The sequence below is a fragment of the Cellulosimicrobium sp. Marseille-Q4280 genome (assembly GCF_943181405.1).
Classification (GTDB): Bacteria; Actinomycetota; Actinomycetes; order Actinomycetales; family Cellulomonadaceae; genus Cellulosimicrobium.
Window position 1 is genome coordinate 467,719 of sequence record NZ_CALPBY010000004.1, and the last position, 12,161, is coordinate 479,879.

Genomic DNA, 12,161 nt, shown 5'->3' on the forward strand with positions numbered 1-12,161 from the left:
CGATGGTGCTGCAGGGGGAACCCGGAACGGCTGCGACGACGTCTCGCGGCGAGAGGCGCGCGCCCGGTGCGCGCGGCGGTCGGCGCCCGACGCTCGCCGCCGTCGCCGAGCTCGCGGGCGTGAGCCTCAAGACGGCCTCGCGCGTCCTCAACGACGAGCCCAACGTCGCCGCGCCCACGCGGGAGAAGGTCCAGGAGGCGGCCCAGCGGCTCGGGTTCCGGCGCAACGCCGTCGCGGCCGACCTGGCGCGCGGCGGTTCGTCGCGTCTCGTCGGGTTCGTCACCGGCGACCTCGCGAACCCGTTCTACTCCGCCCTCGCGAGCGGGATCGAGCGGGAGCTGCGCCACCACGGCCTCCAGCTCATCACCACGAGCTCCGACGAGGACCCGGAGCGCGAGCGCTCGCTCACGGAGGCGCTCGTCGAGCGTCGCGTCGGTGCGCTCGTCGTGACGCCCACGGCCACGGACCACTCCTCCCTGCAGCACGAGCTCGACGGCGGGCTCCCCGTCGTCTTCGTCGACCGCCCGGCGCAGGGCGTCGAGGCCGACACCGTGGTCATCGACAACCGCGGCGGGATGCGCGACGCCGTGACGCACCTCCTCGCCCACGGCCACCGGCGCATCGCGCTCGTCGGCGACGAGTCGAGGCTGTGGACGTTCCAGGAGCGTCGCGACGAGTTCGTCGCGACCCTGCGGGGAGCGGGCGTCGAGTCGCCTCACGACTACGTGCGCGACGGCGCGCACGACGCCGACCTCGCGCGCGCGTTCGTCACCGAGCTGCTCGCGCTCCCCGAGCCGCCGACGGCGCTGCTCACGGCCAACAACAAGATCACCGTGGGCGCCCTCCAGGCGCTCCGCGACCACGCCGGGGGTCCCGGTGCGGGGCCCGTCGCGCTCGTGGGGTTCGACGACTTCGCGCTCGCCGACCTCCTCGACGTGACGGTCGTCGGCTACGACGTCGTCGAGATGGGCCGCAAGGCCGCCGCGCTCGCCGTGTCCCGCTCGGAGAACCCGGACCTCCCGCCGCGGCTCGTGGTCGTGCCGACCCGGCTCGTCGTGCGGGGGACGGGAGAGGTCGCGGCCCCGGGGACGGACGGCTGACGGTCCCGTCCGGAACATCCGCTACCCTCCGGGCCATGACGCGCCCACGACGCTCCGGCCCGCAGCCCGCCGCCCCGTCGCGGGGACACCGGGGTCGACGGACGGTCGCCGTGGCGGCAGGAGCCGTCGTCCTGGGACTTGCCCTCGGAGCGTGCTCGGGTGACGACGCGGCCGAGGCGCCGACACCGGTCGTCGTCGGCGCGACCGAGTACGAGCCGATCCTCGAGACGCGGCTGCCCGTCCCCGGCTCGGCCGAGGACGAGGTGACCGTCGGGCTCGTCTCGCTCGTCGCCGAGGGCTCCACGGTCGAGCTGCGGGTCGTTCTCACCCCGCACTTCGCGGAGGACGACCCGGACCGGCCCGAGGAGCACTCGGTGTACGACATGCTCGGCGGCCACCACGACCCGTGGCTGCTCGACGTCGGCTCGCTCACGCGGTACGACGTCGTCTCCGCCCCGGGCAAGGACATGGCCACGGACGTCGTGTACGCGCAGACGGCCAACGGCCACCCCCTGCTCTACCAGGCGTGGTTCCCGCGCCCCGAGGGCGACCCCGCGACCGTCGACGTGCGGCTGCACGACGCGTGGCCGGCCTTCGAGGACGTGCCGGTGACCTGGGAGGCGACCGAGTGACGCGCCGACGCCGCGTCGCCGGTCCCGCGCTCGCCGCGACGGTCGCCGCCGGGCTGGTGGCCGCGGCGTCGCTCACCCCGGCGGCGGCCTCGACGACCGTGGCCGGGCCGACCGGGGCCGGTGCGACCGAGGCCGACCAGACCGGGACCGGGACGACCGACGAGGCCGCGTTCCTGCCCGGCGTCGACCCGGTCACGGTCGAGGACCTCGGCGGGCAGCCGTCGCGCGAGCTGCTCGACCAGGCCGTGACGCGCTTCGACCCGGCCGTCGCGAGGACGTTCGAGCTCGAGGGTGCGGTGAAGTCCTTCGAGTACGTCGAGGTGTTCGAGGAGGAGGTCGTCGTCACGCTCGAGACGGACGTGCTGTTCGACGTCGACTCCGCCGAGCTCTCCGAGGCCGCGGTCGAGCGCGTGCGCGAGGTGGCGAGCGAGCTGCCCGCGGACGTGGTCGCGAGCGTCGTGGGCCACACCGACTCGGTGGGGGAGGAGGACGCCAACCAGGACCTGTCGCTGCGCCGCGCGCAGGCGGTCGCCGACGCCGCGGCCGCGGAGCGACCCGACGTGGCCTTCGCCGCGGAGGGGCTCGGCGAGTCCCGGCTCAAGGTGGCGGAGAGCGGCGACGAGGTCGCGGACGCGCGTGCGCAGAACCGCCGCGTGGAGCTGCGCTACTCGGGCTCGACGGCCGGGGGTGCGACGCTGGAGCGCGAGGAGCAGGACCTCGAGCCGGTCACGGTGCCGTTCGTCGCCGGGGACGGCCCGCGCGTCGAGCTCGTCGAGGACGTGGAGACGGTCGCGGAGGAGGTCGTGACCGTCCCGTCGGAGGACGGTGGCGACGAGCAGGTCCGCGTCGGCGTCGAGCCGATCGTCGTGCGGGGCTCCACGATGCGGCTGCGCCTGCAGCTCACGCCCCTCGGTCCGGTCGGTGGTGACGAGGACCGGATCACCGTCTACGACATGACCGCGGGCGAGCTCCACCCCCGGGCCGTGGACCCGTACCGGCTCGTGTCCTACGAGCCGGTGTCCAGCCGCGGCCTCGAGCTCGAGACCGACCAGTTCGGCGCGAGCACGGCGGTCGGCGGGACGGTGCGCTACGAGGTGTACCTCCCGCGGCCGGTCGACGAGTCGCTCTCCTCGCTGTACGTGTCCGTCCTCCCGACGTGGCCCACGTTCGAGGACGTCCCGGTCGTCCGGGACTGAGCGCGGGAGGACGACGGCACCGGGACGACGTCGTGGGCGGGCGCGCTCCCGTTGACACCGGTGCCACGGGCGCATAGGTTCGCCCTGCCCCTGACAGCGCTACCCCCTGCGCGCTGTCGGGGGCACCCGCTCAGGCTGACAGCGCTGTCGATCGAAGGAGATCGCTCGTCATGACCCCACTCCACCGCGCACGCGCCGCGCACCGACCCTCAGGCAGGTCGAGATCCCTCGGGATCGCGATCGCCGCAGCCCTGGCCGTCCCGCTCGCCGTCCCGCTGGGCGCCGCGACGGCCCTGCCCGCCGCGGCCGCCGAGCCCGGCGACTTCGCGTCGTCGTTCGAGCAGGCCGACCCCGCGCCGCTCGCCACCACCGTGGCGGAGCGCGACGGCGCCCCCTGGCAGACCAACGTCGGCTCCTTCACGAGCGGCCTGCCGGGCAGCGTGCTCGGGAAGATCAAGACGGTCACGGCCAGCGCGCAGAACCTGCCCAACGAGGGCGCCGCGAACCTCGCCGACGGCAGCTCCGGCACCAAGTGGCTCGCGTTCGCCTCGACCGGCTGGGTCACGTACGAGTTCACCGAGCCTGTCGCGTTCGGCGCCTACGCGCTGACGTCGGCCGACGACGCGGCGGGCCGCGACCCGAAGACGTGGACCATCGAGGGCTCGAACGACGGCTCGACGTGGACGCCCCTCGACCAGCGCGCCGAGGAGGACTTCCCACAGCGTCAGCAGCAGCGGCTCTTCGAGCTCGACGCGCCGACGGCGGCGTACACGCACCTGCGCCTGAACGTCACCGCGAACTCGGGCGACCCGATCATCCAGCTCGCCGGGTGGGACCTCTCGGCCGACATGTCCGCCGGTCCGAGCGCCGCGCCCATGACGACGAAGGTCGGCACCGGGCCGCGGGTCAACTTCACGAACAAGGCGGGCGTCGGGTTCTCCGGCCTCGCCTCGCTCCGCTACGACGGCTCGCACCTCGCGGACGGCCCGGCGAACGCGACGAACGTCCTCTACGACGACGTCGACGTCGAGGTCGGCGAGGACACGCGCCTCAGCTACACGATCTTCCCCGAGCTCCTCGACGACCTGCAGTACCCGTCGACGTACGCCGCGGTCGACCTGCTCTTCACCGACGGCACGTACCTGTCCGACCTCGAGGCGCGCGACGCGCACGAGACCGTCGCGACGGCGCGCGCGCAGGGCGAGGGCAAGATCCTCTACGCCGACCAGTGGAACTCCGTGCGCGTCGACGTCGGCGACGTGGCCGAGGGCAAGACCGTCGACCAGGTGCTCCTCGGCTACGACAACCCGGGCGGCGCGGCCGGCACGCGGTTCGCGGGCTGGCTCGACGACGTCGCGCTCACGGCGCAGCCGGAGACGGTCGACGGCTCGAGCCTCGCCAACTACGTGGACACGCGCCGCGGCACGCTGTCGAGCGGCAGCTTCTCGCGCGGCAACAACATCCCCGCGGCCGCGGTCCCGAACGGCTTCAACTTCTGGGTGCCGATGACCAACGCGTCGTCGCAGAGCTGGCTGTACGAGTACCAGAAGGCCAACAACGCGAACAACAAGCCGGTCCTGCAGGGCCTCGGCATCTCGCACGAGCCGAGCCCGTGGATGGGCGACCGCAACCAGCTCGCGTTCCTGCCCGCCGTCGGGCCCGCGACGGGTGCGCCGAACGGCACGCTCGCGCAGCGCGGCCTCGAGTTCGACCACGCCGACGAGACGGCGCGGCCGGACTACTACGGCGTGACGTTCACCAACGACAGCGCCCTCGAGGTGGCCCCGGCGGACCACGCCGCGGTGCTGCGCTTCACCTACCCGGGCGACGTCGGGCACGTGCTCGTCGACAAGGTCGACGGCACCTCCAAGCTGTCCTTCGACCAGGCCACGGGCACGCTCTCCGGCTGGGTCGAGAACGGCTCGGGTCTGTCCGTGGGCCGCACGCGCATGTTCGTCGCCGGTACCTTCGACCGTAGTCCGACGGCGGTCGGGAATGCCGCGGGGAACCGCGCGGACGCGCGCTACGCCACGTTCGACACGTCGTCCGACGACACCGTCGAGCTGCGCGTCGCGACGTCGTTCATCGGCCTCGACCAGGCCCGCAAGAACTTGGCGCAGGAGGTCGAGGGGAAGTCGTTCACCGAGGTCAAGGCCGCGGCGACAAACGCGTGGAACGACCGCCTGGAGGTCGTCGAGGTCGAGGGCGCGAGCGAGGACCAGCTCGTCACGCTGTACTCGAACCTCTACCGCCTCAACCTGTACCCGAACTCGCAGTTCGAGAACACGGGCACGCCCGAGGCCCCGGTCCACAAGTACGCGAGCCCGGTGTCGCCGACGTCGGGCAGCGCGACCGACACCACGACGAACGCCAAGGTCGTGGACGGCAAGATCTACGTCAACAACGGGTTCTGGGACACGTACCGCACGGCCTGGCCGGCGTACTCGTTCCTCTACCCCGAGCTCGCGGGCGAGCTGATCGACGGCTTCGTCGAGCAGTACCGCGACGGCGGCTGGATCGCCCGCTGGTCCTCGCCCGGCTACGCCGACCTCATGACGGGTACGAGCTCGGACGTCGCGTTCGCCGACGCCTACCTCAAGGGCTCGCTGCCGACCGACGTGGCGCTCGAGGCGTACGACGCCGCGGTGAAGAACGCGTCCGTCTCCCCGCCGAACAACGCCGTGGGCCGCAAGGGCCTGCAGACGTCGCCGTTCCTCGGGTTCACGCCGGAGTCCACGCACGAGTCCGTGTCGTGGGGCCTGGAGGGCCTGATCAACGACTTCGGCATCGGCAACATGGCCGCGGCCCTCGCCGAGGACCCGGCCACGCCGGACGAGCGTCGCGAGACGCTGCGCGAGGAGTCCGCCTACTACCTCGAGCGCGCCACGCACTACGTCGAGCTGTTCGACCCCGAGGTCGACTTCTTCGTCCCGCGCCACGCGGACGGCGAGTTCGCCGTGGACCCGGAGACGTACGACCCCGAGGCCTGGGGCGGCGGCTACACCGAGACGAGCGGCTGGAACTTCGCGTTCCACGCGCCGCAGGACCCGCAGGGTCTCGCCAACCTCTACGGCGGCAAGGAAGGGCTCGAGGCCAAGCTCGACGAGTTCTTCTCCACGCCGGAGCAGGGCGCGGGCAACGGCGGCATCCACGAGCAGCGCGAGGCGCGCGACGTCCGCATGGGCATGTGGGGCATGAGCAACCAGGTGTCCCACCACATCCCGTGGCTCTACGACGCCGCGGGCGCTCCGCACAAGACGCAGGAGAAGGTCCGCGAGGTCACGCGCCGCCTCTTCGTGGGCAGCGAGATCGGCCAGGGCTACCCGGGTGACGAGGACAACGGCGAGATGTCGTCGTGGTGGATCTTCGCCTCCCTCGGCTTCTACCCGCTGCAGGTCGGCTCCGACGAGTACGCGGTCGGCTCGCCCCTGTTCGACAAGGCCACCGTGCACCTGCCCGGCGGCGACCTCGTGGTCAACGCCGAGAACAACTCGGTGGACAACGTCTACGTGCAGTCGCTCGCCGTCGACGGCGAGACCCGCACCTCGACCTCGCTCTCTCAGGCTGACCTCTCGGGCGGCGCGACCCTCGACTTCGTCATGGGTCCGGAGCCGTCCGCGTGGGGCACGGGCGAGGACGACGCGCCGCCGTCGCTCACCGAGGGCGACGAGGCGCCGGAGCCGGTGAAGGACGCGACGGCGTCGGGCCTCGGCACGACGACCGTCACCGACGGTGACGCCGCGACGAGCGCCGCGGCGCTCGTGGACGACACGTCGGCGACCCGCACCACGTTCGCCGGTGCCACCCCGACCGTCACGTGGTCGGGCAACGGCATCCGGCCGACCGTCGGCACGTACACGCTGACCTCCGGCGCGAGCGGGACGGCGTCGCCGTCCGCATGGGCCCTCGAGGGCTCCGACGACGGCGAGACGTGGACGACGCTCGACGAGCGTTCCGGCGAGCAGTTCCGCTGGGCGCTGCAGACGCGGCCGTTCACGGTCGCCGAGCCGGCGGCGTACGCGCACTACCGGGTCGTCGTCACGGCGTCGGCCGGGGAGGGCGCGCTCTCGCTCGCCGAGGTCGAGCTGCTCGCCGACCCGTCCGAGTCCGGGGCCACCGAGCTCACGCTCAACGCCGCGGCGGACCGCGACGCCGTCACGGGTCGCGAGGTCACGGGGACGTTCGCCACGCTCACGGGCGTCGACGACGCCGAGGGCCTGGACGTCTCGGTGACGTTCGGCGACGGCTCCGAGCCCGCCGCTGCCACGCTGGTGCAGGGCGCGTTCGGGTCGTGGTCGGTGCAGGCCGCGCACACGTGGACCGCTCCGGGCGTCTACCCGGTCACGGTCACGGTGACGCCGGACGGCGGGGAGCCGGTCACGGCGACCTCGTCCGTGTCGGTCTCGCTGCTGCGCGAGGGCTCGCTCCTCGGGGCCTTCGACAACGTCTGCATCGGCGACCCGGGCACGACCGTCGGCTCGTGCGACGGCCAGGGCGTGTTCTTCGACCGCACGCAGCTCGCGGCCAAGGGCTTCGTCCAGGGTGAGCGCGGGTCCGTCCCCGGCACCGACCTGCAGTTCGACGTGCCCGCGGTCCCCGCGGGCGAGCCGGACAACGCGACCGGTGACGGCCAGACGATCGAGCTCGACGTCCCCGCGGACGCGGAGCAGCTCTCGGTGATCGGGACGGGCACGGAGAAGAACCAGCAGGCCTCGGGCACGCTGACGTTCGACGACGGCTCCACCCAGGCCATCGGCCTGAGCTTCGGCGACTGGTCGGGCGCGGCCCGCAACCCCGTGTTCGGGAACATCCCGGTGGCCGTGACGGACAGCCGCCTGCGCGGCGGCAGCCCGCAGACCGGTACGCCCGCCGCGTTCTTCGCGACGGCGCCGATCACGCTCCCCGAGGGCAAGCGGCCCGTGAGCATCACGCTCCCGGACCAGCCGGGCGTGCTCGAGCGCGACGGCCGCATCCACGTGGTCGCGTTCGCGCACGACGGGACCTTCGTGGAGCAGCCCGCGCTCGAGGTGACGGCCGCGGACGGCGTGAGCGTCGCCGTCGGGCAGGAGACCGACACCGTCCTGGCGACCGTTACCGGCGGGCGCGAGGGCGCGGAGCTCCGCGCCGCGATCACGTGGGGCGACGGGTCCGACGTCGCCGCAGGGGCCGTCGCCGACGGTCAGGTCACGGGCGCGCACGCCTACGCCGAGGCCGGGACGTACACGGCGTACGTCGTGGTCGACGACGGGTGGACGAGCAGCGTGGTCGAGGTCCCCGTGACCGTGACCGAGGCGGCCCCGACGCTCGACGTCGAGGTCACCGCGAGCACGCGGTGCCTCGCGGGCAAGGCCTACGTCGCCGTCCGCGCCGTCAACGGCGAGGACGCCCCGCTCGCGGTCCGGCTCGTCACGCCGTTCGGGACCAAGGCGTTCGCCGCGGTGCAGCCGGGTCAGTCGGCGTACCAGTCGTTCGCCGTCCGCGCGACGTCCGTGGACGCCGGGACCGTGACGGTCGAGGCCGTCGGAGGCTCGGGCGACGAGGAGGTGACCGCGAGCATCGAGGCCGGCTTCGACGCGATCAGCTGCGGCTAGCCTCACAGCAGGAGGCCCGCCCCACGGCCTGCACCCGTCCTCGGACGGTCCAGGTCGTGAGGCGGGTACGCACCACCGTCGGTGCCCCGGGATGATCGTCCCGGGGCACCGCGCCGTACCGGAGGGAATCCGGGCGCAGGCGTCGCCCACCTCCGCACACCGAAGGGCCTTCATGACCACCGACCGACCCACGCCCGCCACGGACCTCACCGCGGACCGGATCCCGGACCTCGCCGCCTGGCGTCGCGACCAGCTCGCCGCGCTGCTGCGCTTCGCCGAGCCGACGCTGCGCGCCGACGGCGCGGCGCAGTGGCTCGACGACGACGGTCGCCCCGACCTCACGCGCCCCGTGCACACGTGGATCACGTCCCGCACGGCGCACGTCGAGTCGTTCGCGTCGCTGCTCGGCGTCCCGGGCGCGGGGGAGCGCGCGGACCGCGCGCTGCACGGATTGCGAGCGGTGCTCGTGGACGCCGAGCACGGCGGCTGGGTGTCGTCGCGGGGACCGGCGCCCCGGCCGGGCGACGTCGTGGACTCCGCCGAGGAGCCCGTCGACGGGACGAAGAGCGCCTATGCGCACGCGTTCGTGGTGCTCGCCGCGGCCTCGGGGACGATCGCCGGCCGCGACGGGGCGCGCGAACTGCTCGAGGCGGCGCTCGCCGTGCTCGACGAGCGGTTCTGGGAGGCCGGCCCGCGCATGCACGCCGACGAGTGGTCGCGCGACTGGACCGTGCTCGACGACTACCGCGGCGTGAACGCCAACATGCACTCCGTCGAGGCGCTGCTCGCCGCGCACGACGCGACGGGCGACGGCGAGTGGCTCGCCCGCGCGGCGTCGGTCGCGGACCGCGTCGTGGGCTGGGCCGCGGAGAACGACTGGCGCATCCCCGAGCACTTCGACGCGTCGTGGACGCCGCTGCCGGAGTACAACGCGGACCGTCCGCGCGACCCGTTCAAGCCGTACGGCTCGACGCCCGGCCACGGCCTGGAGTGGGCGCGGCTGCTGCTGCAGCTCGACGTCGCCGCCGGCACGCCCGGTGCGCGGACCGAGGCGGCCGTCGCGCTGTTCGACCGCGCGGTGGCCGACGGCTGGGACGGCGCGCACGGCGGCGGGTTCGTCTACACCGTCGGCTGGGACGGCGTGCCCGTCGAGCCGCGCCGCTACCACTGGGTCGCGGCCGAGGCCGTCGCCGCGGCGGACGTGCTCGGCCGCGTGACGGGCGACCCGCGGTTCGCCGAGGCCGCAGCGGGCTGGTGGGCGTGGATCGACCGGTATCTCGTGGACCACGAGCGCGGGTCGTGGCACCACGAGCTCGACACGGGCAACCGGCCCGACGGCGTCACGTGGGTCGGCAAGCCCGACGTCTACCACGCGGCGCAGGCCGTGATCCTGCCGGACCTCCCGCTCACGGGCTCGCTCGCGGCGTCGGCCAAGGCGGCGGGCCGGATCCTGGGCTGAGACGCTCCGCCGAACCCGGGTCGTGGGTCACGAGGTCTGCCGAACCCCGGGTTGCGCTGCAATGAGGGGGTTGATCAGGGCGCAGCCCGGGGTTCGGCGGGTCAGGTGGACGGCTAGGGTGCCGGCGTGACCTCTGACACGACCGCCCCTGCCGCAACGGCACGCCTGACGCTCGTCGACCTCGGCGCCGACGACCCGCGCTGGGCCGCGGCGCTGCCCGTGCTGCAGGCGCTGCGGCCGCACCTCACGGCGGACCTCCTGCGGCAGGTCCTCGCCGACGACATACCCGGCCCCCGTTTCCTCGCGGCGTTCGACGGCGACTCGTGCCTCGGCGTCGCGGGCTGGCGCGTCCTCGCGAACACGAGCGCGGTGCGCAAGCTGCACGTCGACGACCTCGTGACGGCGCCTGGAGCGCGGTCCCGCGGTGTCGGGGCGGCGCTTCTCGGCGAGCTCGAACGCCGGGCGCGCGACGCCGGGTGCTCGGCGCTCGACCTCGACTCGGGCGTGCAGCGGTTCGGCGCCCACCGCTTCTACCTGCGCGAGCGCCTGAGCATCGTGGGGCACCACTTCGCGAAGGCCCTCTGACGTCAACCCTCACAAGGTTTACTATTCTCGATGAGGGTTACGTCGAGGAGGGTTGACGTGGCTTAGGAGCGGCGTGCCGGCGAGGCACCCCGGACGTTCGTCCGACGGTCCTTCGAGCGGTCGACCAGCGCGCTCGTCGTCTCCGGTTCTCGCGTCCTGGACGGCGAGCTCCCGGAGTCGACCCACGCGAGAGCGGTACTCACCGCGATCGGCGGGCGAGGAGAGCGGACCTACACCGGCGTTCTGCGAACCCTTGACGGCCTGCTCTCGCCCGCGACGCTCGACCGTGCGCTGGCCACGCTCACCACGAAACGCGTGATCGTCGCGGACGAACCGCTGTCGACGAAGGACGCGACCAAGGACCGCCGGTGGCGGGTCTCGGACCCTGCGCTCCGCTTCTGGCTCGCCCTCGTGGACCCCGTGCTCCCCGACGTCGACCGCGGCCGGCCCGACCTCGCGGCGGCGAGGTTCGATGCGCAGTTCGCCTCGTGGCGAGGGCGCGCGGTGGAACCCGTGGTGCGTGAGGCCCTCGGGCGGCTGCTTCCCGACGACCGGTGGCCGGCCGCGCGCGAGCTCGGCGGGTGGTGGCCGCGGTCGAACACCCCGGAGATCGACCTCGTCGCGGCTGACAGACGTCCGGCGAGGAGCATCGCGTTCGTGGGCACGGTGAAGTGGCACGCGGACCGACCCGTCGACGTACGGGAGATCAGCAGGCTCGCCGCGGACGCCATCAAGGTCCCGGGCGTCGGCGCCGCGACGCCGATGGTCGCCGTGTGCCCCGCGGGGGCGGTCGACGACCCGCGTCTCGCGCAGGTCTGGACCGCGGACGACCTGCTCGCCGCGTGGCCGTGACGGGTCGTCGGCGGACCCGTGGACGACGAGAGCCCCGCACCTCGTGGTGCGGGGCTCTCGGGCGCTGAGCGGGTGACGGGAATCGAACCCGCGCTATCAGCTTGGGAAGCTGAAGTTCTACCATTGAACTACACCCGCGCGACGCTGGTGGCGCTCGCCCCGGCTCCTCTGGGAGGATCCTCGGCGAACCAGCGCGCGCCCCGATCATAGCGGACGACGCCGGGGATGCCAGCACCGCTCCGAGGAGGCGTCTTGTCCCAGAACCCGTACCAGCAGCAGCCCGACCCGCAGCAGCCCACGCCCTACGAGGCGAGCGCCGCGAGCCAGGACCGGGGCGAGCCCGCGTACGGGAGCCCGGCGCCGACGTCGGGCACGCCGCCCAGGGCGAGCGGCGGCGGCGCCCCGCCGTCCCGCGTCCCCGCGCGCGTCCCCCGGGCGGGGTGCACCCGGCGCGCCGCGCCCCGCGCGCACCGCCACCGGCGCCGTGGGCCCTCCGGGCCGCCCCACCGCCCTGGGCCGCTTCTTCGGCCGCCAGCCCGCGACGCTCTTCCCCCCGCACTCCGCCGTCGTCGCCCCCCCCCGGGACGTCGCCGACGGGACGGAAAAGCCGGCGCCCGACCCCGCCGAGTCGGACGAGGAGCGACGCGAGCGCGAGGCGGCCGAGCGTCGTCGGGCCGCGCGAGCGCTCACGGTGTTCCTCGACGTCGTCGCGATGCACGCGGAGCGCGACGCACCGCACCTGCTCG

General features: G+C 73.9%; 9 protein-coding genes and 1 tRNA gene. 8 read left to right on the forward strand and 2 right to left on the reverse strand.

The window, feature by feature from the left end:
• Nucleotides 1–2: 2 nt before the first annotated feature.
• The 7 genes from NFS20_RS13315 to NFS20_RS13345 all read left to right on the forward strand — a co-directional run bounded on the left by NFS20_RS13315 (nucleotide 3) and on the right by NFS20_RS13345 (nucleotide 11,415).
• The gene (locus NFS20_RS13315; RefSeq protein WP_251152259.1) at nucleotides 3–1,100 is read left to right on the forward strand and encodes a LacI family DNA-binding transcriptional regulator; all 1,098 of its coding nucleotides are present in this window, start codon (nucleotides 3–5) and stop codon (nucleotides 1,098–1,100) included.
• A 35-nt stretch (nucleotides 1,101–1,135) separates the two neighbouring features.
• Nucleotides 1,136–1,732 (forward strand): hypothetical protein, encoded by a 597-nt coding sequence (locus NFS20_RS13320; protein WP_251152260.1) that lies wholly within the window; start codon nucleotides 1,136–1,138, stop codon nucleotides 1,730–1,732.
• Entirely contained in the window at nucleotides 1,729–2,928 is a 1,200-nt protein-coding gene (locus NFS20_RS13325) for an OmpA family protein (protein ID WP_251152261.1), read from the forward strand. The genes NFS20_RS13320 and NFS20_RS13325 overlap by 4 nt, the downstream gene beginning before the upstream one ends.
• Nucleotides 2,929–3,098: 170 nt before the next feature.
• A complete protein-coding gene (locus NFS20_RS13330) occupies nucleotides 3,099–8,519 on the forward strand; it encodes a GH92 family glycosyl hydrolase (protein ID WP_251152262.1) in 5,421 nt (1,806 codons plus the stop codon).
• A gap of 172 nt (nucleotides 8,520–8,691) precedes the next feature.
• Entirely contained in the window at nucleotides 8,692–9,978 is a 1,287-nt protein-coding gene (locus NFS20_RS13335; RefSeq protein ID WP_251152263.1) for an AGE family epimerase/isomerase, read from the forward strand.
• 126 nt (nucleotides 9,979–10,104) lie between these two features.
• Nucleotides 10,105–10,563 carry a GNAT family N-acetyltransferase gene (locus tag NFS20_RS13340; protein WP_251152264.1) on the forward strand — a complete coding sequence of 153 codons (459 nt, stop codon included), beginning with the start codon at nucleotides 10,105–10,107 and terminating at the stop codon, nucleotides 10,561–10,563.
• 315 nt (nucleotides 10,564–10,878) lie between these two features.
• Entirely contained in the window at nucleotides 10,879–11,415 is a 537-nt protein-coding gene (locus NFS20_RS13345; protein WP_251152265.1) for a DUF234 domain-containing protein, read from the forward strand.
• A 67-nt stretch (nucleotides 11,416–11,482) separates the two neighbouring features.
• Here the strand turns inward: NFS20_RS13345 and NFS20_RS13350 are convergent.
• Nucleotides 11,483–11,553: transfer RNA gene (locus tag NFS20_RS13350), tRNA-Gly, on the reverse strand.
• 164 nt (nucleotides 11,554–11,717) lie between these two features.
• A complete protein-coding gene (locus NFS20_RS13355; protein WP_251152266.1) occupies nucleotides 11,718–11,861 on the reverse strand; it encodes a hypothetical protein in 144 nt (47 codons plus the stop codon).
• 38 nt (nucleotides 11,862–11,899) lie between these two features.
• Here NFS20_RS13355 and NFS20_RS13360 point away from each other — a divergent pair.
• Nucleotides 11,900–12,161 (forward strand): hypothetical protein (locus NFS20_RS13360; protein ID WP_251152267.1); only part of this gene is annotated, 262 nt, incomplete at its 3' end.

Excerpts from the sequence above, each read along its gene's own strand:
- NFS20_RS13315 (WP_251152259.1), top strand. The coding sequence starts at position 3 with ATGGTGCTGCAGGGGGAACCCGGAACGGCTGCGACGACGTCTCGCGGC.
- NFS20_RS13320 (WP_251152260.1), top strand. The coding sequence starts at position 1,136 with ATGACGCGCCCACGACGCTCCGGCCCGCAGCCCGCCGCCCCGTCGCGG.
- NFS20_RS13330 (WP_251152262.1), top strand. The coding sequence starts at position 3,099 with ATGACCCCACTCCACCGCGCACGCGCCGCGCACCGACCCTCAGGCAGG.
- NFS20_RS13335 (WP_251152263.1), top strand. The coding sequence starts at position 8,692 with ATGACCACCGACCGACCCACGCCCGCCACGGACCTCACCGCGGACCGG.